The 25,173-nt window shown below is 74.9% G+C and carries 25 protein-coding genes and 1 riboswitch; of the genes, 16 read left to right on the plus strand and 9 right to left on the minus strand.

Annotated elements, in window-relative coordinates; all coding sequences use genetic code 11:
- Positions 1 to 20: 20 nt before the first annotated feature.
- The 3 genes from ACPYN7_RS14195 (at position 21) to ACPYN7_RS14205 (ending at position 2,935) form a co-directional block, all read left to right on the plus strand.
- Positions 21 to 1,214 (plus strand): glycosyltransferase, encoded by a 1,194-nt coding sequence (locus ACPYN7_RS14195; protein ID WP_424348078.1) that lies wholly within the window; start codon positions 21 to 23, stop codon positions 1,212 to 1,214.
- 221 nt (positions 1,215 to 1,435) lie between these two features.
- Positions 1,436 to 1,597: a hypothetical protein gene (locus tag ACPYN7_RS14200; protein WP_424348079.1), complete on the plus strand. Its 162-nt coding sequence runs from the start codon at positions 1,436 to 1,438 to the stop codon at positions 1,595 to 1,597.
- A gap of 84 nt (positions 1,598 to 1,681) precedes the next feature.
- Positions 1,682 to 2,935 (plus strand): alpha-hydroxy acid oxidase, encoded by a 1,254-nt coding sequence (locus tag ACPYN7_RS14205; RefSeq protein ID WP_424348080.1) that lies wholly within the window; start codon positions 1,682 to 1,684, stop codon positions 2,933 to 2,935.
- Positions 2,936 to 3,025: 90 nt separating this feature from the next.
- Here ACPYN7_RS14205 and ACPYN7_RS14210 read toward each other — a convergent pair whose 3' ends face one another.
- Genes ACPYN7_RS14210 through ACPYN7_RS14220 form a run of 3 tightly spaced genes read right to left on the minus strand, consistent with a single transcriptional unit; the run spans position 3,026 to position 6,752 of the window.
- Positions 3,026 to 4,528 (minus strand): dihydrolipoamide acetyltransferase family protein, encoded by a 1,503-nt coding sequence (locus ACPYN7_RS14210; RefSeq protein ID WP_424348081.1) that lies wholly within the window; start codon positions 4,526 to 4,528, stop codon positions 3,026 to 3,028.
- A gap of 2 nt (positions 4,529 to 4,530) precedes the next feature.
- A complete protein-coding gene (locus tag ACPYN7_RS14215) occupies positions 4,531 to 5,580 on the minus strand; it encodes an alpha-ketoacid dehydrogenase subunit beta (protein WP_424348082.1) in 1,050 nt (349 codons plus the stop codon).
- Positions 5,577 to 6,752 carry a thiamine pyrophosphate-dependent dehydrogenase E1 component subunit alpha gene (locus tag ACPYN7_RS14220; protein WP_368827725.1) on the minus strand — a complete coding sequence of 392 codons (1,176 nt, stop codon included), beginning with the start codon at positions 6,750 to 6,752 and terminating at the stop codon, positions 5,577 to 5,579. The genes ACPYN7_RS14215 and ACPYN7_RS14220 overlap by 4 nt, the downstream gene beginning before the upstream one ends.
- A gap of 243 nt (positions 6,753 to 6,995) precedes the next feature.
- Between ACPYN7_RS14220 and ACPYN7_RS14225 the strand changes: the two genes are divergently transcribed.
- From ACPYN7_RS14225 to ACPYN7_RS14235, 3 genes are all read left to right on the plus strand, one after another.
- The gene (locus ACPYN7_RS14225) at positions 6,996 to 7,448 is read left to right on the plus strand and encodes an Lrp/AsnC family transcriptional regulator (RefSeq protein ID WP_058873184.1); all 453 of its coding nucleotides are present in this window, start codon (positions 6,996 to 6,998) and stop codon (positions 7,446 to 7,448) included.
- A 101-nt stretch (positions 7,449 to 7,549) separates the two neighbouring features.
- A riboswitch (SAM riboswitch) is annotated at positions 7,550 to 7,691 on the plus strand.
- 14 nt (positions 7,692 to 7,705) lie between these two features.
- Positions 7,706 to 9,034: an O-acetylhomoserine aminocarboxypropyltransferase/cysteine synthase family protein gene (locus tag ACPYN7_RS14230; RefSeq protein ID WP_424348083.1), complete on the plus strand. Its 1,329-nt coding sequence runs from the start codon at positions 7,706 to 7,708 to the stop codon at positions 9,032 to 9,034.
- Positions 9,035 to 9,042: 8 nt separating this feature from the next.
- On the plus strand, positions 9,043 to 10,230 hold the full coding sequence (locus tag ACPYN7_RS14235) for a cystathionine gamma-synthase (RefSeq protein WP_424348084.1): 1,188 nt from the start codon (positions 9,043 to 9,045) through the stop codon (positions 10,228 to 10,230).
- 36 nt (positions 10,231 to 10,266) lie between these two features.
- Here the strand turns inward: ACPYN7_RS14235 and ACPYN7_RS14240 are convergent, their stop codons facing one another.
- Positions 10,267 to 11,484: a tellurite resistance/C4-dicarboxylate transporter family protein gene (locus tag ACPYN7_RS14240; RefSeq protein ID WP_424348085.1), complete on the minus strand. Its 1,218-nt coding sequence runs from the start codon at positions 11,482 to 11,484 to the stop codon at positions 10,267 to 10,269.
- A gap of 79 nt (positions 11,485 to 11,563) precedes the next feature.
- Here ACPYN7_RS14240 and ACPYN7_RS14245 point away from each other — a divergent pair, with 79 nt between their 5' ends.
- Positions 11,564 to 12,451 (plus strand): sulfurtransferase, encoded by an 888-nt coding sequence (locus ACPYN7_RS14245; protein ID WP_424348086.1) that lies wholly within the window; start codon positions 11,564 to 11,566, stop codon positions 12,449 to 12,451.
- Here the strand turns inward: ACPYN7_RS14245 and ACPYN7_RS14250 are convergent.
- The 3 genes from ACPYN7_RS14250 to ACPYN7_RS14260 all read right to left on the minus strand — a co-directional run bounded on the left by ACPYN7_RS14250 (position 12,417) and on the right by ACPYN7_RS14260 (position 16,366).
- Entirely contained in the window at positions 12,417 to 13,973 is a 1,557-nt protein-coding gene (locus ACPYN7_RS14250; protein WP_424348087.1) for an SDR family oxidoreductase, read from the minus strand. The two genes, ACPYN7_RS14245 and ACPYN7_RS14250, sit on opposite strands and share 35 nt — an antisense overlap.
- A gap of 172 nt (positions 13,974 to 14,145) precedes the next feature.
- Entirely contained in the window at positions 14,146 to 15,261 is a 1,116-nt protein-coding gene (locus ACPYN7_RS14255) for a fatty acid desaturase family protein (protein WP_058873190.1), read from the minus strand.
- A gap of 52 nt (positions 15,262 to 15,313) precedes the next feature.
- Complete coding sequence (locus ACPYN7_RS14260) at positions 15,314 to 16,366, minus strand: ferredoxin reductase (RefSeq protein ID WP_424348088.1); 1,053 nt, start codon at positions 16,364 to 16,366, stop codon at positions 15,314 to 15,316.
- Positions 16,367 to 16,460: 94 nt separating this feature from the next.
- On the opposite strand from ACPYN7_RS14260, the gene ACPYN7_RS14265 reads away from it, so the two are divergent.
- Complete coding sequence (locus ACPYN7_RS14265) at positions 16,461 to 17,675, plus strand: PucR family transcriptional regulator (RefSeq protein ID WP_424348089.1); 1,215 nt, start codon at positions 16,461 to 16,463, stop codon at positions 17,673 to 17,675.
- Between the two features lie 19 nt (positions 17,676 to 17,694).
- Here the strand turns inward: ACPYN7_RS14265 and ACPYN7_RS14270 are convergent, their stop codons facing one another.
- Positions 17,695 to 18,510: a lysophospholipid acyltransferase family protein gene (locus ACPYN7_RS14270; RefSeq protein WP_424348090.1), complete on the minus strand. Its 816-nt coding sequence runs from the start codon at positions 18,508 to 18,510 to the stop codon at positions 17,695 to 17,697.
- Between the two features lie 244 nt (positions 18,511 to 18,754).
- Between ACPYN7_RS14270 and ACPYN7_RS14275 the strand changes: the two genes are divergently transcribed.
- Positions 18,755 to 19,153: a DUF4870 domain-containing protein gene (locus ACPYN7_RS14275; protein WP_058873194.1), complete on the plus strand. Its 399-nt coding sequence runs from the start codon at positions 18,755 to 18,757 to the stop codon at positions 19,151 to 19,153.
- Here the strand turns inward: ACPYN7_RS14275 and ACPYN7_RS14280 are convergent.
- Positions 19,150 to 20,403, minus strand: a complete 1,254-nt coding sequence (locus tag ACPYN7_RS14280; protein WP_058873195.1) for an MFS transporter — start codon at positions 20,401 to 20,403, stop codon at positions 19,150 to 19,152. The genes ACPYN7_RS14275 and ACPYN7_RS14280 overlap by 4 nt on opposite strands.
- A 55-nt stretch (positions 20,404 to 20,458) precedes the next feature.
- Between ACPYN7_RS14280 and ACPYN7_RS14285 the strand changes: the two genes are divergently transcribed.
- The 7 genes from ACPYN7_RS14285 to ACPYN7_RS14315 all read left to right on the plus strand — a co-directional run bounded on the left by ACPYN7_RS14285 (position 20,459) and on the right by ACPYN7_RS14315 (position 25,172).
- Positions 20,459 to 21,115, plus strand: coding sequence for a DNA-3-methyladenine glycosylase I (locus ACPYN7_RS14285; RefSeq protein ID WP_058873196.1), 657 nt, complete (start codon positions 20,459 to 20,461; stop codon positions 21,113 to 21,115).
- A 58-nt stretch (positions 21,116 to 21,173) separates the two neighbouring features.
- Positions 21,174 to 21,371 (plus strand): hypothetical protein, encoded by a 198-nt coding sequence (locus ACPYN7_RS14290; protein WP_424348091.1) that lies wholly within the window; start codon positions 21,174 to 21,176, stop codon positions 21,369 to 21,371.
- 4 nt (positions 21,372 to 21,375) lie between these two features.
- Positions 21,376 to 22,209, plus strand: coding sequence for a PhzF family phenazine biosynthesis protein (locus tag ACPYN7_RS14295; RefSeq protein ID WP_424348092.1), 834 nt, complete (start codon positions 21,376 to 21,378; stop codon positions 22,207 to 22,209).
- A 41-nt stretch (positions 22,210 to 22,250) separates the two neighbouring features.
- On the plus strand, positions 22,251 to 22,688 hold the full coding sequence (locus ACPYN7_RS14300) for an acyl-CoA thioesterase (RefSeq protein WP_082696958.1): 438 nt from the start codon (positions 22,251 to 22,253) through the stop codon (positions 22,686 to 22,688).
- Between the two features lies 1 nt (position 22,689).
- Positions 22,690 to 23,559, plus strand: coding sequence for an SMP-30/gluconolactonase/LRE family protein (locus tag ACPYN7_RS14305; protein ID WP_424348093.1), 870 nt, complete (start codon positions 22,690 to 22,692; stop codon positions 23,557 to 23,559).
- 52 nt (positions 23,560 to 23,611) lie between these two features.
- Complete coding sequence (locus ACPYN7_RS14310; protein WP_424348094.1) at positions 23,612 to 24,406, plus strand: MerR family transcriptional regulator; 795 nt, start codon at positions 23,612 to 23,614, stop codon at positions 24,404 to 24,406.
- Between the two features lie 64 nt (positions 24,407 to 24,470).
- A complete protein-coding gene (locus ACPYN7_RS14315; RefSeq protein ID WP_058873200.1) occupies positions 24,471 to 25,172 on the plus strand; it encodes a TetR/AcrR family transcriptional regulator in 702 nt (233 codons plus the stop codon).
- The last annotated feature ends 1 nt before the right edge of the window (position 25,173 follow it).

Genomic DNA, 25,173 nt, shown 5'->3' on the forward strand with positions numbered 1-25,173 from the left:
GGCAGACTGGAGCGGTGCGCATGATGCTGCTGACCTCCGGAACCCGCGGCGACGTGGAGCCGTTCGCGGCCCTGGCGCGCTACGCCGCGGCACAGGGCCACCGCGTCCGGCTGGGGGTCCCGGCGAACAGCGGGGTCGACCTCACCGGGATCGACACCGTGAGCCTGGACGTGGACTTCCACCGGCTGATGGCCGTCCCCGGGCCCTCACCGCGGGCGGCGGTGCGCCACGTCCGCGCGGAGGTCCGACCCGGGATGCGGAGGATGTTCTCCGCGGCCGTGCGGGAGACCCTCGCGTTCGACCCCGGCCTGGTCCTGCACCACCCGCTGGTCCTCACGGCGCCGGCCGTCGCGGACGCCCTCGGCGTCCCCCGGGTGCTGGCCGAGTTCGTGCCCGTGGCGACCCCCACCCGCGAGTTCTCCGCCCCCGGCGGGCCCACGGTCTCGAAGGACCTCGGGCGGTTCAACCGGACCACCTACGCGGTCCCCCGCAGCGGCGCACGGCTGTTCCGCCGGGACGTCGAGCGCGCCTGCCGGCAGCTGCCCGGCGGCCGGGCGCCCGCGCCCGCCGCGGCGTCCCGCGCCACCCTCATGGGGATCAGCCCGCAGCTGCTGCCGCGACCCGCCGACTGGCCGGCCACGGTGCACCTGACCGGCGCCTGGCACGCCGGTGCGGGCGCCGCCGCCCCGGACCCCGCGGTGGCCGGATTCGTCCGGGGCGGGCCGTGCCTGGTGGCGACCTTCGGCTCCATGGCGGCCGGCGACCCGGCCGCGCGGGGACGGGCGGTCGTGGACAGCGGGCGGGCCCACGGCCTGCGGACCCTCCTGGTCACGGGCTGGGGCGGACTGGCCCTGCCGGAGGACCGCCGCGGCGACGACGTGCTCGTGGTGCCGGGCGCGCCCCTGGACGCCGTGCTCCCGGACGCCGCGGTGGCGGTCCACCACGGTGGCGCCGGGACCGTTCACACGGTGGCCCGCGCGGGGATCCCCTCCGTGGTGGTGCCCTTCCTCGTCGACCAGCCCTTCTGGGGCCGGCAGCTGCACCGGCTCGGGGTCGCCGCGGCTCCGATCCCGCACCGGAGGCTGAGCGCGGAGACCCTGGTCCCTGCGGTGGGCGACGCCCTCGCCCGCCGCGAGCGGGCGCAGCGCGTGGGCCGCGCGGTGCGGGCGGAGCAGGGGCTGCGGACCGCCCTCGACGTCCTCACCGGGCTCTGAGCCGGGCCGCGGGCGGCGCGCACGCTCCGGGCAGGGGACCGGGGCCCCGCGACCGGCCCCGCGACCGGCCCCGCGACCGGCCCGGCGACCGCGCACGGACCCGTCAGCGCGGCTGACGGATCAGCGTCGGAAAACATCGCTGTTCCGCACGGGTGCGGCCCCCGATACTGGAAGGACCGGGCGACGCCCCGCCCGGCAGCACCCTCCAGGAGGACCGCACCATGACCGTCGATCTGCTCCCGCCCCGCTCCACCCCGACCTCCTCGCTCCCGGCCGTGGGCACGAAGGCCGCGACGCCGTCCCGGGACCGCCGCGACGGGCAGCACGGGTGGACCGACGTCGAGCAGAACTGCCCGTACTGCGCGGGCCCCGAGACCGACTGAGCGGCGCACCGCCCCGAGGCGCGGGGCCCGGGGCCCCTCCGTCGTAGTGTGGTCGGGAGCACCCCGACCGTCAGGAGGTCCGCCATGGAACGGCGTCTGCCCCAGTGGTCCGAGCTGCGCCCGCTCCTGCAGTTCGAGGCCCCCGCCCTCGACCGCCGCGCGGCCCGGCTGGCCGGGGCCGCGGACCTCTGGGACCTGCGCCGGATCGCCCGCCGCCGCACCCCGCGCCCGGCGTTCGACTACACGGACGGCGCCGCCCAGCGCGAACTGACCCGGCGGCGCTCGCGGGAGGCGTTCGACGCGGTCGAGCTGCTGCCCCGGATCCTGCACGGCATCGCCGCCCCGGACCTGTCCGCGCCGATCGCCGGGACCCGGTCCGCGCTGCCGTTCGGGATCGCGCCGACCGGCTTCACCCGGTTCATGCACTCGGAGGGGGAGATCGGGGGAGTCCGCGCGGCCGAGCAGGCCGGCATCCCCTTCACCCTGTCCACCATGGGCACCCGGTCGCTCGAGGAGGTCTCCGCGGCCGCCCCGGACGCGACCCGCTGGTTCCAGCTGTACCTGTGGAAGGACCGGGCCCGCTCCCGGGACCTGCTGGCGCGCGCCGCGGCCCACGGCTACGGGACCCTGCTCGTCACCGTGGACACCCCGGTGGCGGGCCAGCGGCTGCGGGACGTGCGCAACGGCATGGTCATCCCGCCGAGGCTCACGCTGCGGACGGTGGCCGACGCCGCCCGCCGGCCCGAGTGGTGGTTCAACTTCCTGACCACGGACTCCCTGAAGTTCGCGTCCCTCTCGAGCACGAGCGCCGACCTGCCCACCATCACGAACTCGATGTTCGACCCGACCCTGTCCTACGCGGACCTCGAGTGGATCCGCTCCGAGTGGCCGGGAAAGCTGTTCGTGAAGGGCGTGCTGACCCGCGACGACGCCCGGCAGTCCCTGGCCGCCGGGGCCGACGGGCTGGTCGTCTCCAACCACGGCGGCCGCCAGCTCGACCGCGCCCCCGCCTCGCTGCACGCGCTGCCCGAGGTGCGGGACGAGGTGGGCGAGGACGTCGAGCTGATCCTGGACTCCGGGATCATGAGCGGCGCCGACGTGCTCGCCGCCCTGTGCTCCGGCGCGGACTTCGTGCTCATCGGCCGGGCCTACCTCTACGGGCTGATGGCCGGCGGGCAGCAGGGCGTGGAGCGGGCCGTCGAGCTGCTGGCGGAGGAGATCCGGATCAGCATGCAGCTGATGGGCGCCGCGACGGTCGCCGACCTGGGCCCGCACCTGCTCGGCACCCGCCACCACCCCGACCTCGCCCGCCGGGACGCGCCCGCCGACCAGCGCTGAGCACGCCCCCTCGCGGGCGGGGAGGCCGCCGGCCGGAGCACCCCGGACGGCGGGCTCCCGCCGCCCGGGGTGCTCCGGAGCCCCCGGGGATCAGAGGTCCGCGAGCACCGAGAGCGGGTTCTCCACGGCGTCAGCCACCATGCGCAGGAAGCCGCCGGCGGCCCCGCCGTCGCACACCCGGTGGTCGAACGCGAGGGAGAGCTGGGTGACCTTGCGGACGGCCAGCTGCCCGTCGACCACCCACGGGCGGTCGATGATCCGGCCGATCCCCAGGATCGCGACCTCCGGGTGGTTGATGATCGCCGCGGCCCCGTCCGTGCCGAACACCCCGTAGTTGTTGAGCGTGAACGTGGAGCCGGACAGCTCGGCGGGGCCGGCCTTCCCGGAGCGCGCGAGCTCGGTGAGCCGCCGGAGCTCGGCGTCCAGGCCGCGGGCGCTGAGGGCGTGCGCGCCGCGGATGTTCGGCACCACGAGCCCGCGGTCGGTCTGCGCCGCGAAGCCCAGGTTCACGCCGTCGAAGCGCACGATCTGCTGGCTGCCGTCCTCGAGGGTCTCGATCCGGGTCGCGAGCTCGGGGTGCCGGGCCAGTCCGGCGAGCACGAAGCGCGCGATCAGGGCCATGAGCCCCGGGGCCCGCTCGGGGTCCTGCGCCTTGAGCTCGGCGCGCAGTTCCACGAGCTTCGTGGCGTCCACGTCCACCCAGACGGTGGCCTCGGGGATCTCGCTGCGGGAACGGGTCATGGCCTGCCCGATGGCCTTGCGGATCCCGGTGACCGGCAGCCGCTCGGCGACCCCCAGCCCCGTGCGGGCGTCCACGGCGGAGGGCTCCTGGGCGGAGCGCTCCGGGGCGGGCGCCGGCGAGGACGGGGCGGCCGTCCCCTGCGGGGCCGGCCCCGCGGCGGCGTCCGCCGCGGCCACGACGTCGCGGCGCAGGACGAGCCCGCCGGGCCCGGAGCCGCGCACGGTGGAGATGTCGATCCCGCGGTCCTTGGCGAGCTTGCGCACGATCGGCGAGACGACCGTGGGCGCCAGGCGCGGGGCCGAGGCCATCGCGTCGTGGGCGGCGTCCGCGGCAGCGGCCTGCGCCGCTCCCTGCGCCGCCGCCGCGGCGGCCGGCACGGCGGTGGCCGCGGCAGCCGACCCGTCCGCGGACCCGGCGCGCTTCGGCCGGCGCCGGCGCCCGGCCGCGCCGCCGGGCGGCGTGCCGTAGCCGATGAGCACGCTGCCCGATCCGGCGTCGTCGTCGGAGGCCCCGGCGGCCGCCGCGGGGTCCGCCCCGGCGCGCTCCTCCTCCCGGTAGGTCTGCCCGCCCTTGGGGCCGCCGCCCTGCGGGGCGGGGGTCCCGTCCCGGTCCCCGGTGTCCACGGAGATCAGCGGGGCCCCCACGTCGAGGGTCTGCCCGGAGTCGCCGTGCAGCTGGTGCACGGTCCCCGCGAAGGGGCACGGCACCTCCACGGCGGACTTGGCGGTCTCCACCTCGGCGATCGGCTGGTCCACGGCGACGGTGTCGCCCACCCGGACGAGCCAGCTCACGAGCTCGGCCTCGGTCAGTCCCTCGCCGAGATCCGGCAGGGTGAACGTCTTCACGGTCATGGTCAGTCCTCCCACTGCAGGTCGTCCACGGCGTCGAGGATGCGGTCGACGCTCGGCAGGTAGTGCTCCTCGAGCTTGGGCGCCGGGTACGGGATGTCGAACCCGGTCACGCGGCGCACGGGCGCGGCCAGGGAGTGGAAGCAGCGCTCCTGGACGCGGGCCACGATCTCGGCCGCCACGGACGCGAAGCCCGGGGCCTCGGCCACGACCACCACGCGCCCGGTCCTGCGCACCGACGCGGCGACCGTCTCGTCGTCGAACGGGACGATGCTGCGCAGGTCCACGACCTCGAGGGAGCGGCCCTCGGCGGCGGCGGTCGCCGCGGCCGCCAGGGCGGTCGGCACGGACGGCCCGTAGGCCAGGAGCGTGGCGTCCTCGCCGGCGCGGGCGACCACGGCGCGGCCCTCCCGGCGCTCGGGGGGCCGGTTCTCGTAGCGGTCCCTCAGCTCGGCCAGGTCCACGGGCGCCTTGGACCAGTAGAGCTTCTTGGGCTCGAAGAACACGACGGGGTCGTCGGAGTCGATCGCCTCGCGCAGCATGAGGTAGGCGTCCTCGACCGTGGCGGGGGTGAAGACCTTCAGGCCCGGGGTGTGGGCGTAGTAGGCCTCGGAGGAGTCGCAGTGGTGCTCCACGCCGCCGATGCCCCCGGCGTAGGGGATGCGGATGACGATGGGCAGGCGCACGGCGCCGCGGGTGCGGTTGTGCATCTTCGCGATGTGCGAGGCGACCTGCTCGAAGGCGGGGTAGGCGAAGGCGTCGAACTGCATCTCGATCACGGGACGCATGCGGTTCATCGCCATGCCCACGGCCATGCCGGCGATCCCGGACTCGGCCAGCGGGGTGTCGAAGCAGCGGGTGCGGCCGAAGCGCTGCGTCAGCCCGTCGGTGATGCGGAAGACGCCGCCGAGGGTGCCGACGTCCTCGCCGAAGACGACGACGCCGTCGTCGGCGGCCAGGGCGTCCGCCAGGGCGGTGTTGAGGGCCTGGGCGAAGGTGGCCGGCTTGACCGCCGGGGCCTCGCCGGACGGCGCGGGGGCTTCGAGGGTGCTCACTGTCCGGTCTCCTCTCGGGCGAGCTCGGCGGCCAGGAACTGCTCCTGCTCGGCGAGCTGCGGGGTCTGCTCGGTGTAGACGTGGCGGAACAGCTCGAGCGGGTCGATCTCCACGTCGGCGTTCATGCCGTCGCGCAGCGTCGTGGCGACGTCCTCGGCGGCCGCGGCGATGCGCTGCTCGGCCGCGTCGTCGAGCACGCCCTCGGCGCCGAGCCAGGCCCGCATCCGGGTGACCGGGTCCTTGGCGATCCACTCCTGCACCTCGGCGTCGTCGCGGTAGCGCGTGGCGTCGTCGGCGTTGGTGTGCGCCTGCATGCGGTAGGTGTGCGCCTCGACGAGGAGCGGCTCGGACTCGGAGCGCGCCAGGTCCACGGCGCGGCGCAGCGTGGCGAGCAGCGCCACGAGGTCGTTGCCGTCCACGCGCTCGCCGGCCATGCCGTAGCCGACCGCCTTGTGCGCGAGGCTGGGGGCCGCGGACTGCTGGGACAGGGGCACGGAGATCGCGTAGCCGTTGTTCTGCACGAAGAACACGACCGGCAGCTTGAACACGGCCGCGAAGTTCAGGGCCTCGTGGAAGTCGCCCTCGCTGGTGGCGCCGTCCCCGCACATCGCCAGGACCACGGTGTCCTCGCCGCGCAGCTTCGCGGCGTGGGCCACGCCCACCGCGTGCAGCAGCTGGGTGGTCAGCGGCGTGGACTGGATGCCCACGCAGTGCTCGTACGGGTCGTAGCCGCCGTGCCACTCGCCGCGGAAGATCGCCATGACCTGCAGGGGGTCCACGCCCTTGGTCATGACCGCCACGGTGTCCCGGTAGGTGGGGAACAGCCAGTCGCCCTCCTCGAGGCACAGGGCGGCCGCCACCTGGCAGGCCTCCTGGCCGTGGCTGGACGGGTAGACGGCCATGCGGCCCTGCCGGACCAGCGCGGAGTTCTGGTCGTTGACCCGCCGGCCCACCACCAGCTTCTCGTAGGCGTCCAGCAGGACGTCCCGGTCGGGCAGCGGGTACTCGTGGCCGGGGCCGGTGCCCTGCTCCTCGGGGGCGAGCAGCCGCCCGCTCGGATCGACCATGCGGATCTCGCCGCGGGCCGGGAGCATGTACTGCTCCGGCGTGATGCCGAAGGTCTGGGAGGCCCGGAGGATCGGGTCCTCGGGGGTCTCGACGGTCTGGCTCATGGTGTCCCCTCGGTCGGTCCCCGGTCCGCGCACGGGGCCGGGGAGGCAGGAAGGCTGGTGCAACTCTGTCTCCCCAGTATGCGAACCGGACCTGCTTCGTATCCAGAGAGGCCGGAAAGTGCAGAAGACTGAGACGAACGGCGCAGACAGTGTGGACGAAATGTTCTAGTGTGGCGTGGAGCACACGCATTCGTCCGGTGCCGTGCCGGACCCTGTGACCCACCCACCCCGAAGGAGCCCGCCGTGCCCTCGACCCCCGTCTCCCTGGACGAGACCGACCGGAAGATCCTCGCGGAGCTGTCCCGGGACGCGAGGCAGTCGGTCACCGCGATCGCCGCGGCCGTGCACGTCTCCCGCGCCCACGCCTACGCCCGGATCAACCGGCTCCGGGACGAGGGCGTGATCCTGAGCTTCAGCACCGTGATCGACCCGGTGCGGGCGGGGCTGCAGGCCTCCGCCTACGTGACGCTCAAGCTCCAGCAGAACACCTGGCGGGAGCTGTGCGCCCAGCTGCGGGCGATCCCCGCCGTGCACCACATCGCCCTGGTGGGCGGGAACTTCGACGTCATGCTCCTCGTGCGCGCCGTGGACACCGTGCACCTGCGGCAGGTGATCTTCGAGCACATCCAGCAGCTGCCCGGGGTGGTGGACACCCAGACGTTCCTGATCTTCGAGGACATCGACACCCGGGCCTGAGCCGCGGGCCCGGCGCGCACCGCCGGCGTCATGTTCCGTCACGGTCGTCATCTTCGGTCGTGGAGGGACAGCCACTACCTCTGCGCATAGTGTTGTTCCAGCTTCACGAGACGTGACCGCGAAGCTCCGACTGGGTCACGCACCAACCCCATGCTCATTGGGTGGTTCGGATGAAGAAGCGGCCTGCATCCTCCGCGCCCCCACCGGGGGACCGCGGCCGTCCGGTGCGGGTAAGAGCAAGGCACAGGAGCAGCGCCATGTCCATCCCCGTGACCGACCACGACCTCGCGACCCGGCAGATCCACGCGGGCACCCACGGCGAGGTCGCCCAGCGCACCCTGACGGTGCCGATCTACCAGACCGCGGCGTTCGAGTTCCCCGACTACGAGGCGGCCCGGCAGATGTTCGCCCAGACCCGGCCGGGCTTCACCTACACGCGCACCGGCAATCCCACGGTGGCGGTGCTCGAGCAGCGGATCAGCGACCTCGAGGGCGGCGCGGGCGCGGTGGCCACCGGCTCCGGGCAGTCCGCGGTGGCCGTCGCGCTGCTCGCGCTGCTCGGGCAGGGCGACGGCAAGCACCTCGTGGCCTCGGAGAAGCTCTACGGCGGCACCGTGGACCTGCTCACCGACACCTTCGCGGACTGCGGCATCGAGGTCTCCTTCGTGGACCCCACCGCCCCGGGGGCGTGGGCCGCGGCCGTGCGCCCCGGCACCCGGGCGTTCCTGCTGGAGTCCATCGGCAACCCGCTGGCCACCCTCCCGGACCTGCCCGGCATCGCCGACGTCGCCCGGGCCGCCGGGGTGCCCGTCGTCGTCGACAACACCCTCGCGTCCCCGGCCCTGTACCGGCCGCTCGAGAAGGGCGCCGACATCGTGGTGCACTCGGCCACCAAGTTCCTGGGCGGGCACGGCAACGCGCTGGCCGGGGCGGTCGTGGACGGCGGGACCTTCGACTGGTCCGCGCGGCCGGAGAGGTGGCCGCAGTTCACGCAGGCCCGCGCCCGCTGGGGCGGGCTGAGCCTGGTCGAGAAGTGCGCCGGGGCCAGCCCCTACCTGCACCTGGTCCGGGCCAAGTACGTGCACGACCTCGGCACCACGCTCTCCCCGTTCAACGCCGGGCAGATCCTGCAGGGCACCGAGACCCTCGACCTGCGCGTGGCCCGCCACACGGCCTCGGCCCTGGCGGTGGCCGAGTTCCTGGCCGGGCACCCCGCCGTCGCCCGCGTCCACCACCCCGGCGTGCCCGGGGACCCCGGCGCCGGGATCGCGGCCCGGGACTTCCCGCGCGGGACCGGCTCCGTGTTCTCCTTCGACCTGGCCGCCCCGGACGCCGCCGTGGGCCCCTTCATCGACGCGCTGCGGCTGTTCAAGCTGGTCGCCAACGTGGGGGACACCCGCAGCCTCGTGGCCCACCCCGCGGCCATGACGCACTGCCGCCTGACCCCCGAGCAGCGCCGGGCCGGCGGGATCGCCGGGACCACGATCCGGCTGTCGATCGGCCTCGAGTCCCCGCAGGACCTCGTCGCCGACCTCGGCCAGGCCCTCGACACCGTCGTCACCACCGTCCAGACCACCCGGAAGTGAGCCCCGCCATGACGCCCGCCACCGACACCCGCACCCGCCGACGGGGCTTCACGACCACCGCCGTCCACGCCGGGCAGGAGCCGGACCCCCTGACCGGCGCGGTCATCCCGCCGATCTACCAGACCTCCACGTTCGCCCAGGACGGGATCAACGTGCTGCGCGCCGGCCACGAGTACAGCCGCGGCTCCAACCCCACCCGCAGCGGCTTCGAGGAGCAGCTCGCGGCCCTGGAGCGGGGGGAGCGCGGCTTCGCGTTCGCCTCGGGGATCGCCGCCGAGGACGCCCTGCTGCGCGCGGTGCTGCGCCCCGGCGACCACATCGTGCTCGGCGCCGACGGCTACGGCGGCACCAACCGGCTGATCACCAGGGTCCTCGCCCCGTGGGACATCGCCTCCACGCCCGTGGACAGCACCGACCTCGACGCCGTCCGCGCGGCCGTGCGGCCCGGCAGCACCCGGGTGCTGTGGCTCGAGACGCCGTCCAACCCGCTGCTCGGCATCGCCGACGTCGCGGCCTGGGCGCGGCTGGCCGAGGAGGCCGGGGCGCTGCTCGTCGTCGACAACACCTTCGCGTCCCCGTACCTGCAGACCCCCCTCGAGCTCGGCGCGCACGCCGTGGTGCACTCCACCACCAAGTACATCGGCGGGCACTCCGACGTGCTCGGCGGCGCCGTGGTCGTCGGGGCGGCCGAGTGGCGCGGGGTCCCCCTCGCGGAGACGGTCGGCTTCCAGCAGTTCGCCGCCGGCGCCGTGGCCGGTCCCCAGGACAGCTACCTGGCCGCCCGCGGGCTCAAGACCCTGAGCCTGCGGATGGAGCGCCACCAGCGCAACGCGCAGCGGATCGCCGAGTGGCTGCTGGAGCGCCCGGAGGTCGCGCAGGTGCTCTACCCCGGGCTGCCCGAGCACCCCGGGCACGCGCTCGCCGCCGCGCAGATGCGCGGGTTCGGCGGCATGGTCTCCTTCCGGCTGACCGGCGGGGAGGCCGCGGCCCGGGCGGTGGCGGAGGGCACCCGGCTGTACTCACTGTCCGTGAGCCTGGGCGGGGTGGAGTCCCTGGTCTGCTATCCCTCCGAGATGACGCACGCCTCCGTCCGGGGCACCGCGCTGGCCGTGCCCGTGGACCTCGTGCGGCTCTCGGTGGGCATCGAGGACGTCGAGGACCAGCTCGACGACCTCGAGCGGGCCCTCACCGCCTGACCGGGGTGCTCCGCCCGGTCATCGGACGGGCCCCGCTCAGCGGGCGGTGTCCGGCCCGCCGGCCGGATCGGGACTGCCGGCGGTGTCCGCGCCGCCGGCCGGGCCGGAACGGCCTGCGGTGTCCGCGCCGCCGACCGGGCCGGAACGGCCTGTGGTGTCCGGGTCGTCCGCCGGGTCCGGCCCCGGCCAGACCGGGGCGGGGACCTGCCGGCCGAGGAGCAGCCGCCGGACCAGGTGCACGAGCATCGCGGTGAACACGACGGCCCAGGCGCCCAGGGCCACCCACAGCCAGGCGGCCCCGACCAGCCCCACGATCGGCAGGCCGTCCGCCCGGCCCAGGTAGATGCTGGCCACGGCGTACATGCCCAGCGGGAAGACCACGCTCCACAGCGAGGACTCGTAGCGCAGCGGGACCCGGTGCACGCGGTGGCGCCACCACCCCGCGGCCACCAGGGCCGGGATCAACCACGTGGCGAACGCCCAGAACACCACGCCCAGGCCGGCCACGAGCCCGCGGACCACCGCGACCATGGGGGTGTCGGACATCTCCACGATCCGGGAGGCCGCGAGCACGGTGATGGCGCACGCCCCCATCGCCACCCAGTAGGGCGGGGTCAGGTCGACCGGCCGCAGCGGGTACAGCATCATGCGCAGGGTCACCAGCACGCCCGCGGACGCGTAGAGGAACAGCCCCACGGACCAGCAGACGACCGCGACGACGGACAGCGCGTGCCGGGCGGTGCCGTCGGCCACCACGGGGTCCAGGGCCGCGGCGGCCACGGCCACGGACTGGCTGGCCACCACCCAGATGAACCACGTGCCGTTGGCCGTGCTGACCACCGGCCGCGTGCGCCGGGAGAGCACGGCCGTCCAGGGCACCACGTAGCCCAGGACCAGCCAGACGGCGCCGGCCAGGCCCAGGAGCACGGCCGTGGCGCCGTGCCAGCCCGTCGTCGCCAGCCGTGCCGCCAGCACGTTGGTGCCCGCCACGAAGGTGAAGAAGCCGAAGGCGCGCCGGGGGTCGAGGAACTCGACGAGCAGCTCCCGCCGGAAGGCGGCGAACCGCCAGACGGTCAGCAGGCACAGCACGGCCCAGCCGCCCGCGCACACGGCGAGCAGCACCGCGGAGAGCACGGGGAAGCCCTGCAGCTGCAGGCCCACCGAGAGGATGCCGCTGGCCATGACGAGGGCGAAGTACCCCGGCGCCAGGCCGCGGACGCCGTCGCGGACGCGCTGTCGAAGAGTCCCGGACACCCGGCCAGGCTACCGGGCGCCGGCGGGCGCCCGGGGGCCCGCCTCGTGCGGTGGTCGCCGCGGCGCTAGCCTGGGGCCCATGAGCACCCCGCACGACGACGCCCCGCTCGAACTGCCCGGTCCCGTGGTGAGCACGGAGTGGCTGGCCGGGCACCTCGACGACCCCCGGCTCGTGCTGGTGGACGCGAGCTCCACGCTCAACCGGACCGGTGAGGCCCTGCCCGGGGCCCTGCTCCTGGACCTGGACGGGCCCTTCTCGGACCCGGCCTCGGACCTGCCGCACACGGCGCCGCCGGCGGAGCAGCTCACGGCGGCGGCGCGGGCCCTCGGCATCTCGCGCACCAGCACGGTCGTGGCCTACGACGGCCAGGGGATCTTCGCGTCCGCCCGGGTCTGGTGGCTGCTCCGGGGCGCGGGCTTCGACCGGGTCGCCGTCCTCGACGGCGGCCTCCCGGCCTGGGTCGCCGAGGGGCGGCCCACCGGGGCGCACGCCGCGCCGCCGGCCGAGCCCGGGGACGTCGAGCTCGCGCCGCGGCCGGGCTGCTTCGTCGGGGCGGAGGACGTCGCCCGCGCCCTGGACGATCCGGGCGCCGTCGTCCTGGACGCCCGCTCCGCGGGCCGGTTCGCGGGCACCGAGCCCGAGCCGCGACCGGGCCTGCGCCCCGGGCACATGCCGGGGGCGGTCAGCCTGCCGTACACCGAGCTGCAGGACGGGCAGGGACGGCTGCTGCCGCTGCCGCGGCTGCGGGAACGGATCGAGGCCGCCGCGCCCGGGGGACGGCGCATCGTCACCAGCTGCGGCTCGGGGATCACCGCCTGCGTGCTCGCCCTCGGCGCCCACCTGGCCGGCCGGGAGGACGTCGCGGTCTACGACGGCTCGTGGAGCGAGTGGGGCCGGCCCGGCCCCCGGCCCGTGGCGGGGCCGGAGACGCTCAGCCCCCGGCTGGGACCTCCCCCGCCGGGGTGACCGGCCCGGCGCTCCGCCCCGCCGGGTCGGCCTGCCCGGCGCTCCCGGGGCCGTCCAGCGCGGCGGCGGCGGCGAGGATGTTGCGCGCCATGGACGGGAAGATGAACCCGTGGAAGGGCCACACTCCCCACCAGTAGAGCCGCCCGGGCAGGCCCCGGGGGAAGAAGATGGCCCGCTGCGTGTACCGGCTGCCCTCGCCCTCGGGCTCCACGGACAGCTCGAGCCACGCGCGGCCGGGGGCGCGCATCTCGGCGTGCAGGAGCAGCTTGTGCCCCTCCTCCAGCTCCTCGACGCGCCACCAGTCCACGTACTCGCCCACCTGGAGGTCGGTGGCGTCGCGGCGGCCGCGGTTCAGGCCGGCCCCGCCCACGAGCTTGTCCATGAGCCCGCGGACCTGCCACGCGAGGGGCAGCGAGTACCAGCCGTTGCGCCCGCCGATGGACTCGATGACCCGCCACACCTGGTCGGGCCGGGCCGGGCCCGTGCGGCTGCGCTCGTCCACGAACACCGTGCGCCCCGCCCAGTCCGGGTCCGAGGGCAGCGGGTCGGCGGCCGCCTCGGAGGAGCTGTAGTGGACGTCCCACGTGGTCTCCACGGAGTTGTCCTCGATCTTCTTCAGCGCGAGGGCCACGGCGCGGCGGTAGCCGGCCAGGCCTTCCGGGGGCTGGGGGATGTAGTCGTCGATGTCGTGCTCGTCCGACACCGCGTCGTGCTGCAGCGACTGCACGAGCGGCACGGCCAGGGCCAGGGGGATCGGGGTGACCATGCCCACCCAGAACCCCGACAGCCGGGGCGCCGGGAGGGGCAGGTGGAAGACCACCCGCCGGCGCAGCCCGGCGACCCGCGCGTAGCGGCGCATGGCGTCGGCGTAGGTCATGACGTCGCGGGAGCCGATGTCGAAGGTGCGGTTGAGCCCCTCCGGCAGGTCCATCGCGTGGAGGAGGTAGTACAGCACGTCGCGGACCGCGATCGGCTCGATGCTGTTGGTCACCCAGGACGGCGCGGGCATGACCGGGAGGGTGTCGCCGAGGTGGCGGATCATCTCGAAGGACGCGGAGCCGGAGCCGATCACCGTCCCGGCCTGGAGGACCACCGCCGGGACGGAGCCCTCGAGCAGGATCTCGCCGACCCGGACCCGCGAGCGCATGTGCTGGGAGAGCTCCACGCCCCGGGGGTGCAGGCCCGAGAGGTAGACGATGCGGCGCACCCCGGCACGCTCCGCGGCCCGGGCCACGGTCCGGGCCATCCCGGCCTCCTCCTCCTCGAACTGGCGGGAGCCGCCCATGGAGTGCACGAGGTAGTACAGGGTGTGGACGTCCTGGCACGCGGCGGTCATCCCGTCGAGGTCGTTGAGGTCCGTCTCGGCGACCTCCACCTGGTCCTGCCACGGCACGGCGCGCAGCTTGCCGGGGGAGCGGACGGCGACGCGCACCGTGTGCCCCGCCTCGAGCATCCGGGGCGCCAGGCGCCCTCCGACGTAGCCGGTGGCACCGGTGATGAGGACGCGCTGGGGAGAGCTCATGGCCTGCCTTTCGTGCGGGTCCCGCGAGCCTACCAACGCGGCCCGACAGCTCCCCGGGGCGCGTCCCGGGCGGGAGCGTCCCCGGCATGCGCCCCGGCACGCGCCCCGGCACGCGGAACGGCCGCGGTGCCGGAGCACCGCGGCCGTTCGGAGGGCCTCCCGCAGGAACGGGTCAGGGCAGGGCCAGGCGGAAGATCTTCGCCCAGTAGGAGCCGACCTGCTTGGGCAGCGGCCCGGTCGTGTAGGGCAGCCCGTAGCGCTCGCAGATCTCCCGGACCTTCACGGCGACCTCGGCGTAGCGGTTGGAGGGCAGGTCCGGGAACAGGTGGTGCTCGATCTGGAAGGACAGGTTGCCGGTCATCAGGTGCATCAGCTTGGACCCGGAGATGTTGGCCGAGCCGAGCATCTGCCGCAGGTACCAGTCCCCGCGGGTCTCGCCCTCGATCTGCTCCTCGGTGAACGTGTCCACGCCCTCGGGGAAGTGGCCGCAGAAGATCACGGCGTGCGCCCAGATGTTGCGGGCGGCGTTGGCCGTCACGGTCGCGGCCAGGGCCTGCTTCCCGGAGCCGGTGAGCTTCGCGGCGGCGGGCGTGGCCACGTAGTCCTTGGCGACCTGCTTGAGGAACTTGGCGCCCAGGGCCTTGAGCCCCTGCTTGAGGTCGGCCTTCGACTTCGTGCCCTCCCGCACCTGGTCGAACTCGAGGTCGTAGATGGCGATGCCGAACTCGAACACGGGGGCGAGCAGCGCGTTGTAGAGCGGGTTGCCGAGGTTCCACCACTGCCAGGGCTGGCCCTCGTCCACGCGGAAGACGTTGTACCCGACGTCGCGGTCCTTGCCGAGGACGTTCGTCCACGTGTGGTGCAGGTCGTTGTGGGTGTGCTGCCACGCCTTGGAGGGGGTCACGAAGTCCCACTCCCAGGTGGTGGAGTGGATGTCGGGGTCGCGCATCCAGTCCCACTGGCCGTGCAGCACGTTGTGGCCGATCTCCATGTTCTCCAGGATCTTGGCCACGGTGAGCATGCCGGTGCCCGCGATCCAGGCGGGCTTGTGCTTGGCGAACAGCAGGGTGGCGCGCCCGGCCAGCTCGAGGGAGCGCTGCGTGGCGATGACCCGGCGGATGTAGGCCGCGTCCGCGGCGCCGCGGCTGGCGATCACGGACTCGCGGAGCGCGTCGAGCTCGCGGCCGAGCTCCTCGACCTGCTCGTCGGTGAGGTGGGCGGCCGTGGACGGCTTGGGCGCCGCTGCGCGCCGGCCCGAGTCGAGCAGGAATGGGGTGACGATCGTCATGGTGTCGCTCCTTCGGAACGGGGTCGGAGAACGAGTGCTGGAAGTGGTCGGGTCAGGCGTCGAGGCTGACGGGGCCGGCGGCCGTGGACACGCAGGTCTGCACGAGGTGTCCGGGCTCGCCGTGCACCTCACCGGTGCGGGTGTCGCGGACCTGCCCGGAGAGCAGCGGGGTCACGCAGGCGTGGCAGATGCCCATCCGGCAGCCGCTGCGCATCATCAGGCCGGCGTCCTCGCCGGCGGCCAGGAGGGTCGTGCCGCTGTCGGCCTCGACCTCCTTGTCGGACTTCTCGAACGTCACGCGCCCGCCCTCCCCGCCGGCGCCGGGGGCGACCACGGCGGCGAAGCGCTCGACCCGCAGCTCGCCCTCCTCGCGGTTCCAGAGCGCCTCGGCGGCGTCGAGGAAGTCGGCGGGCCCGCAGGCGTACGCGGCGCGGTCGCGCCAGTCGGGGCACGCGGAGTCGAGGTCGGCGGTGGCCGTGAGGTCGAGGCGGCGGCCGCGCTCGCCGGTGAACCACTGCACGAGCCGGAAGCCCGGGAACTGGTCGGTGAGCTCCAGCAGCTCCTCGCGGAAGAGGGAGTCCTCCGGGGAGCGCGAGGAGTGCACGAGCACCAGGTCGGCGTCCGCGCGGCGGGGCACGAGGGTGCGGATCATGGACATGACCGGCGTCAGCCCGCTGCCGGCGGTGAGCATCAGCAGCGGACGCGGGCTCTCGGGGAGGACGAAGTCGCCCTCGGGCGGGGCGAGGAACAGGACGTCGCCGGGCCGGGTCCCGCGGACCAGGGCGGTGGAGACCTTGCCCATCGCCGTCACCGTGATGGCGGGGTCCTGACCGGCCCCCGTGCTGAGGGAGTAGGAGCGCCAGTGCCGCACGCCGTCGATCTCCACGCCGATGCGGGCCCACTGGCCGGCCTCGTGCGCGTTCCAGCCCCGGCCGGGACGGAAGCGGATCGTCACCGAGTCCGCGGTCTCGGGCACCACGGAGGTCACCAGGCCGCGCAGCTGGCGGGCGCTGGCGAGGGGGTCGACGAGCCGCAGGAAGTCCTCGGGCGAGCGGGGGGTGGTGAAGGCCGAAGCCAGGCGGGTGAACAGTCGCAGTTGGGGCACCTAATAACTGTGCCCCAATTCCGGCCGCAGTTCTCGTCCTGTCGCGTACTCTTTCAGCAGAGAATTTGTGGTGCCGGCATGAAAGCGGGGAAACATGGAGCAGGCGGAGCACATGGTGCAGGCGCAGCCGGCGCGCCGGGCGGACCGGGAGCTGCCGTGGACGTCCCTCCCGCCGGCGCTGACGCCCCTCCTCGTCCCGCACCTGCCCGCGGTGACCGAGGAGCTCCTGGACGCCGTCCGGCTCGACGTCCCGGTCTACGCCCGGCCGATGGAGGGCCTGTTCGGCGACAGCATCCGCCGCGGGGTCGAGGTGGCCCTGACCCGGTTCCTGCAGCTGCCCGGCACCCAGCAGACGGCGCTGATGGGCGACGACCGGCGGGTCTACGAGGGGCTCGGCCGCGGCGAGGTGCGGGAGGGCCGCCCGATGGACGCCCTCTTCGCGGCCTACCGCTCCGGGGCGCGCACCACGCTGCGCTCCCTCTCCCGCGTGGCCATGGACGCCGGGTTCGAGGCGTCCGTGCTGATCGGCCTCGCGGAGTCCGTCTTCGCCTACATCGAGGAGCTCTCCGCGGCCAGCGCCGAGGGGTACGCCATGGAGCAGTCCGAGCGGGCGGGGGAGCGGGACCGGCTGCTGGACGCGCTCGCGGACATGCTGGTGCGCGGCCACGTGGCCGAGGACGCGGTGCGCGCGGCGGCCAGTGCCGCCGGGTGGCCGGTGCCCGAGCGGGTGGTCGTGGTGACGCTGGCCGCCGACCGGCGCGTGGGGCTGCGCTCACGCCTCGGGGAGCGTGCCCTGCTCACGTCCCGCCCCGGGGACGTCGTGGCGGTGGTCCCCGAGCCCGCCTCCCCGACCGGCCGCAAGGAGCTGGCGCGCGCCCTCACGGGGCGCGGCGCGGTGATCGGCCCGGGCCGGCCCTGGTACGCGGCCCCCGACTCGCTGCGCCTGGCCGTGCTGACCCGGGACCTGCTGCAGCGGGAGGAGCCTGCCGACCCCGGGCCGCTGTGGGTCTCGGAGCACCTCGTGGAGCTCGTCCTGCACAGCGAGCGCAGCGTGGTCGAGGACCTCGCCGCGCAGCGCCTCGCCCCGCTGGTCGAGCTCAAGCCGGGCCAGCGGGAGCGGCTGGCCACCACCCTCCTGTGCTGGCTCGAGCACCACGGGCAGCGCGCGGCGATGGCCGCCGAGCTGAACATCCACGAGCAGACGGTCGGGTACCGGGTGAACCAGCTGCGGGAGGTCTTCGGGGACGCCCTGCACGAGCCCAAGAGCCGCTTCGAGCTCGAGCTGGTCCTGCGCGCAGGGTTCCGCTGAGCCGGGCGCCCCGGCGGGCTCAGCCGGTCCGCTTGTAGGCCTCCCGCTCCCGGGCGTCGGAGTCGATCTGCTCCTGGACCGTGATCGCGCTCCCGCCCAGGTGCGCCGGCATCCACCACGCGCCGGGCTCGGGGGTGACGGGGTAGTCCGCGATGCAGCGGTCGATCCCGTCCTGCAGCACGGAGCGCAGCCGCGCGCTCGCGGCGCGGACGTCCTCCCCCGGGGCCACCCGCAGCACCGGGCCGACGTGGACGCGCACCGGTGTGCGCCACAGGTCGCGCAGCCGGAGCCCGCCGCGTCCCCGGGTGAACATCCGGTGGCCGCCCCACACGGACACCGGGATGACGGGGGCGCCGGTCTCGGCGGCCATGCGCACGGCGCCGGTGCGCAGCGGGCGCACGGTCCAGCTTCGGCTGACCCCGCCCTCGGGGAAGACGGCGAGGAACTCGCCGCGGGCCAGCTTCGCCACGGCCTCGGCGTAGGCCGGGGCGCCGTCGGCGCGGTCGACGACGACGTGGTCGCACAACTGGCACACCGCGGTGACGAAGGCGCTGCCGGTGTGCTTGCGGGTGATGAGGAAGCGGGAGTGGGCCCGCAGCCGGCGCCAGACCACCAGCTGCGCGAAGACGAAGTCGAGGTAGCCGAAGTGGGTCACCGCCACCACGGCACCCCGGCCGGGCCGGACCTCCCGGTCCAGCCCGTGCACCACCTGGTCGGTGGGCAGGTGCTCCTCGCCCGAGGCCAGCAGGGGCACGCGGAAGAGCTTCACGGCGGCCAGGCCGGCGAGCACGATGGCCCGGTAGGCGTACTTGTTGGGGCGCAGCTGCAGGGCCACGGGCCTCCCTCGGGGACAGGCCCGCGGAGGGCGGGCCGGGAACGGTCTGCCGAGAATCGTAGACCAGGGCGGGGCGGGGGCGCCGGTGCCGTGCGCAACGGCGGTCAGCCGCCGCCGCGGAGTGCGGTCATCCCCCATACCGGGCGCGGGTCCCGCCCCGATACGCTGGCAGCACCGCGCCGGTCCGGCGCCCGCGGCACCGGGTGCCGCGACCGGTTCCGCCTCTGTCCACCAGGAGAACCCGATGTCCTACCTTCCACCGTCAGCACCCCGCCCGCAGTACCGGGCGCAGGGGGACGACCGCACCATCGCGGTCCTCACCCACCTGTCCGGCCTGGTCGGCGCGCTGGTCTCCGTCGGGTGGCTCGGCTTCGTGGGTCCCCTCGTCGTCTGGCTGGTCTACCGCGAGAAGAACGCGTTCCTGCGGGCCACCTCGGCCGGGTCGTTCAACTTCAACCTGTCCATGTGGCTGCTCAACGTGGCCGCGTGGGTGTGCTTGTTCACCGTGATCCTGATCCCCGTGGCGATCGTGCTCTGGATCGTCGCCGCGGTGCTGCTGGTCGTGTGCCACGTCCTGGCCGTGCTGAAGGCCAACAAGGGCGAGGTGTACCGCTACCCGCTCCAGCTGCCGGTGCTGAACTAGTCCTGTCGGACGGGTACGGGCGCGGCCCGGTGCGCGAGCACCACGACCGCCACGAGGACGAGCAGCGCGGCGCTGAGACCGTCGAAGCCGATCAGCGCCAGCACCGGTCCGGCGAGCGCGCCCCCGGTCGCGCCGGCGAGGTTCATGAACAGGTCCGAGACGCCCTGCAGCTTCGGCCGCTCGGCGGGCGGGACGGCCTCGGCCACGAGCGTGGAGCCGGCGACCGTCGAGGCCGACCACCCGAGCCCGAGCAGCACCAGGCTGACCGTCACGAGCACCGGGGAGGTCGAGCCGAACCAGGACAGCACGAGGGACGCCACGAACAGGGCCTGTCCGAGCAGCACCGTGGGGCGGCGCCCGGCCCGGTCCGCGAGCCAGCCGAACACGGGGGCGAGGGCGTACATCCCGGCCACGTGCAGGCTGATGGTCAGGCCGACGACGCTCAGCGACGCCCCGTGGATCGTCAGGTGCACGGGCGTCATGGACATGAGCGCCACCATCACGGCGTGGCTCAGCGCCACGGTGAGCACGGCCCGGCGGGCGGGCGACGACGCCCGCAGCACCGCCAGCCCGCCCGCGGGGGAGGGCTTGTCCTTCCCCGCGGCCTCGCCGTCGGCCACGGCCAGCAGCAGCGGGTCGGGCCGCAGCGCCGTGAGGTAGACCAGGGCGCCGAAGGCCTGCGCCACGAGGGCGATGACGAACCCGCCCGTGAGCTCCGGCAGGCCCAGGGCCCGTCCGATCAGCTCGCCGGGCTCGAAGAGGTTGGGGCCCAGCACCGCGCCGATCGTCGTGGACCACACCACCAGGGACAGGTCCCGGGCCCGGGTGTCGTCGGCGGCGAGGTCGGTCGCCGCGAACCGGGACTGCAGGTTGAGGGCCGAGCCGGCGCCGAGCAGCGCCAGGCCCACCAGCAGGACGGGGAAGCTCGAGAGGACGGCGGCGCCGATCGTGATCGAGGCGCCGGCCATGGCGGTGAACGCCCCGGTGCTCAGCGAGATCCGCCGGCCGCGGGCCTGGGCGAGCCGGGCGAGGGGGACGGCGAGCAGGGCGGCGCCCAGGGTGTTCATGGTCGCGGCCATGCCGGACCAGGCCGAGGAGCCGGAGACCTCGGTGACGAGGAGGGCGCCCAGGGCCAGGGTGGCGCCGACGCCCAGCCCGCCGAGGATCTGGCCGAGCGCCAGGACGCGGACCACTCTCTGTTGCAGGGCGCGCCGGTCCACGGTGGAGTTCGTCGGGTGCATGACCGCCATCCTATACCCCTGGGGGTAACCCGGCGGTGTGTGTCGCGGCCTGCGGTGTGGTTCGATGCACGGCATGTGCTCCCTGCCTGATCCCGCGGCCCGGCCCGGCGCCACAACCGGCCTCGTGCGCGGCGAGGACGGCCTCGCCCGCCCCGTCTGGGCGGCGTCGGACCCCCTGCTGCGCGACTACTACGACACCGAGTGGGGTGTCCCCGTGCGGGACGAGCGGGGGCTCTACGAGCGGATCTGCCTCGAGGGCTTCCAGTCCGGGCTGTCCTGGGCCACGATCCTGCGCAAGCGGCCCGCCTTCCGCGCCGCCTTCGCGGACTTCGACCCGGACACGGTCGCCGGCTTCGGGCCGGCCGACGTCGACCGGCTCCTGGGCGACGCCGGGATCGTGCGCCACCGGGGCAAGATCGAGGCCGCCGTCGGCAACGCCCGCGCCACCGTGGCCCTGCGCGCGGAGGGCGGGCTGGCCGAGCTGGTGTGGTCGTTCCGCCCGGCACGGACCCCGCGTCCGCGCACGGCGGAAGAGGTCCCGACCCGCTCGCCGGAGTCCGAGGCCCTGTCCCGGGCCCTGCGGGCGCGCGGGTTCCGCTTCGTGGGGCCGACCACGATGCACGCCCTCATGGAGGCGGTCGGGATCGTGGACACCCACCTGGTGGGCAGCCACCGCCGCGGCAGCTCCGGGGTGTGGCCGGACGCGCCGGACGGTGCGTAGGATTTCTGGCACCGAACCCGACGACGCCCCGCGTCGCCTTCCGGCAGGAGGCCCGGCCATGTACGACAACAGCGAGCAGCGCAGCGCGGTGCTGCCCCTGGTGCTGAGCACCGTGGGCTCCGTCCTGGTCGGCATGGTGGTGCGCCGGCTCCGGGAGGACCGGGCGGCGGCACGCGGTGAGACGCCCGGGCGGGGCGCCCGGCGGGCGGGACGGACCCGGCCCGTCCGGAGGAACTCGCGCGGGCCGGTGCTCTGAGGCCGTGACGAGCCACGCGATCAGCTGGGTGGACGTCTTCTCGGCCGCGCCGCTGGGCGGCAACCCGCTCGCCGTCGTGCACGCGGCCGACGGCCTCGACGAGGACACGATGGCGCGCTTCGCCCGCTGGACCAACCTCTCCGAGACCACGTTCCTGCTCGAGCCCTCCGCCCCGGGCGCCGACTACCGGGTGCGGATCTTCACGCCCGGCGGGGAGCTCCCGTTCGCGGGCCACCCCACGCTCGGGACGGCCTCGGCCTGGCTCGCCCTCGGCGGGGAGCCCGCGGGCGAGGACGTCGTGCAGGAGTGCGGGGTCGGGCTCGTGAGCGTGCGGCGCCGGGCGGGCGGGCTCGCCTTCGCGGCCCCGCCCCTGCTGCGCTACGAGCCCGTGGCCGAGCCCGCGCTGCTGGACCGGGTGGCGCGGTCCCTGCGGACGGACCCGTCCGCGCTCCTCGACGTGTCGTGGGTGGACAACGGTCCCGGCTGGATCGGTGTGCGCGTGGCGGACGCCGAGACCGTCCTGGGGATCCGCGCGGACTGGTCCGCCATGGCGGGGCTCAAGCTCGGCGTGGTCGGGCCGCACCCGCAGGGCGCGGAGTGCGCGGTCGAGGTGCGGGCGTTCGTGGGCGACTGGGTCGTGGAGGACCCGGTCACGGGCAGCCTCCAGGCCGGCCTGGCCCGGTGGCTGACCGACCACGGGTGGGCCCCGGACCGCTACGTCGCCGCCCAGGGCACGGTCCTCGGGCGCACCGGGCGCGTGCTGGTGGAGCGGGACGGGGAGACCGTCTGGGTCGGCGGGCACGTCAGCCCGGTGGTCCGCGGCACCGTGGAGCTGTAGGCGACGGCCCGCGGGGCGCGCGGCCTCAGTATCGTGGGGGCATGACGACCCAGGACATCACCTTCCGCACCCGCAAGTGGGTCAAGCCGGAGGATCTCAACGCCAACGGCACCCTCTTCGGCGGGAGCCTGCTCCGCTGGATCGACGAGGAGGCGGCGATCTACGCGATCGTCCAGCTCGGCAACCGGCGCGCGGTGACCAAGTACATGTCGGAGATCAACTTCGTGAGCTCCGCCGAGCAGGGCGACATCATCGAGATGGGCCTCACGGCCACGGCCTTCGGGCGCACGTCCCTGACCATGCGCGCCCAGGTGCGCAACATGATCACCCGGGACCTCATCCTGAGCATCGACAAGATCGTCTTCGTGAACCTCGACCCGGAGGGCCGGCCCGTCCCGCACGGCTACACCGAGATCACCTACGACCGGGACCGGATCCCCACCACGGCGCTGCCGGCGGCGCCCGAGAGGAGCCGCTGAGATGACGGTGCGGCGCCTGCGGGCCGAACGGATCACCGACTCCGTCACCCACCACGGCGAGGGGCCGTGCTGGTCGGCGTCCTGGGGCGGGCTGCGCTGGGTCGACCTGACCGCGGGGGACCTCCTGTCCTTCGGCGCGGACGGCGAGGTGCTCCGCAAGCACGTCGGGGACGTCGTGGCGTGCGTGCGCCCGCGCGCGACCGGTGGCGCGGTGCTCGCGCTCGAGACGGGGGTGGCTCTCGAGGACCCCGACGGCACCGTGCACCCGGCTGAGCCGCTCTGGGAGCCCCGGGCGGTGCGGATGAACGAGGGAGGGGCCGCCCCGGACGGCTCCCTCTACGTGGGGTCCATGGCCTGGGACCAGGCCGAGGGGGCGGCCGCGCTCTACCGCGTGGCCCCGGACCTGCGGTGGGAGCCGGTCCTGGAGGGCGTGACCGTCTCCAACGGCATCGCCTGGTCCCCGGACGGCGCCCTGGCCTACTACAACGACACGCCCACCGGGAAGGTCGACGTCCTCGACTGGTCGGAGGCCGCAGGGCTGCACGGCCGGCGCACCTTCGTGGTGCCCGAGCTCGAGGAGGGGGACGTCCACCCCGACGGGCTGACCGTCGACTCCGAGGGCGCCGTGTGGGTGGCGCTGCACGGCGCCGGCCAGGTGCACCGCTACACGGCCGAGGGGGTCCTGGACACCGTCGTGGAGGTCGGCGCGCGCCAGACCACCGCCTGCTGCCTGGGCGGGGAGGACCTGCGCACCCTCTACGTCACCACGTCCCGGGAGAACCTCGCCGCCGACGAGGATCCGGCCGCCGGCTCCCTGTTCGCCGTCCGGGTGGACGTCCCCGGCCTGCCCGTCCTGCCCTTCGCGGGCTGAGGGCACCGACGGGCTTGACCCTCACGCCGCGGAAGGGCCCAGGGTGGAGGGCATGGACGGACAGCGAGCCGCGACGGCCGGCGGACGGCTCACCGTGGGACAGGTGGCGCGGCGCTTCGGCGTCACCGTGCGCACGCTCCACCACTACGACGACGTCGGCCTGCTGCGCCCCAGCGAGCGCTCGGCCGGCGGCTACCGCCTGTACACGGAGGACGACCTGCTCCGTCTGCAGCACGTCGTGGTCTACCGCCGGCTCGGCTTCTCCCTCGGGCACATCGAGGAGCTGCTGGCCGACGGGGAGCCCGGGTCCGTGCGGGCGCACCTGCGCCGGCAGCGCGAGACCGTCCTGGCGAGGCAGGCCGAGCTGGCCGAGCTCGTCACCGCGATCGATCGAGCACTGGAGAAGGACATGACCGGAATCGACCTGACCCCGGAGGAGCGGCGCGAGCTGTTCGGCGACGGCTTCAGCGACGAGCACGCGGCGGAGGCCGAGCGCCGCTGGGGGGACACCGACGCGTGGCAGCAGTCCCGCCGGCGCACGGCAGGCTACGACAAGGAGGACTGGCAGCGGATCGCCGCCGAGACCGCGGCGATCAACGAGCGGTTCGTGCAGGCCCGGCGCGCCGGGCTGCCCGCGGACTCGGCCGAGGCGATGGACGCCGCGGAGGCCGCCCGGCGCCAGATCCACGAGCGCTTCTACGACCTCCCGCCGGAGCTCCACCGGGCCCTGGGGGACATGTACGTGGCGGACCCGCGGTTCACGAAGACGTACGAGGACCTGGAGCCCGGGTTGGCGCAGTACGTCCGCGACGCGATTCACGCGAACGCCGACCGCGCCGCGGGCTGACGGACCCCGCCGGCTGTCCCGGCCCCGCGCCCGCCGGTCTACCATCGACGCGAGGAGGACACCCATGACCGAGACCCCCCGGGCGACCACGGACGTCGTCACCGCCTCCATCCGGCTGCTCGCGGAGCAGGGTTGGGAGGCCACGACCGTGGACCGGCTCGCGCTGGCCGCGGGGATCAGCCGGGCCACGTTCTTCCGCAAGTACGGGTCCAAGGAGGACATCGTCTTCGCGGACCACGCCGCGAACCTCGAGCAGCTCGAGCAGCTGCTGGCCCGCGCGGCCGCCGACCCGGACGCGGATCCGGCCGCCGCGCTGCGGGACGGCGTGCTGCTCGTCTTCCGCCACCACCTCGACCACCGCGAGCGCGCCCTGGCCCGCAACGCCCTGCTGCGGCAGGTCCCCCAGCTGCGGGACCGGGAGCTCATCACGTCCCACCGCTACGAACGGGTCCTGCAGCGCTACCTGCGCTCGGCGCTGCCGGACTCCCCGGGACGGGCCACCCTGGCCACGGCGCTGTCCGCGGCCGCGGTGGCGGTGCACAACGCCGCCCTGCGGGCCTGGCTGCGCGCCCCGGACACCGACCCCTCGGCCGAGCTGGCGGCGCAGCTCGAGCGGCTCGCGCGCACGCTGCTCTCCGGCTACGAGGCCGGCGGCGCCGCGCGGCCGGCGGCGGCCGGGACGCGCCCCGCCGTCGTCGTCACCGTCCTGGACCCCGGCGCGGACACGGAGCAGGTCCTGGCGTCCGTGCGGGAGGCCCTGGGCTGAG

The organism is Kocuria sp. CH-021, from assembly GCF_049716185.1.
Classification (GTDB): Bacteria; Actinomycetota; Actinomycetes; order Actinomycetales; family Micrococcaceae; genus Kocuria; species Kocuria cellulosilytica.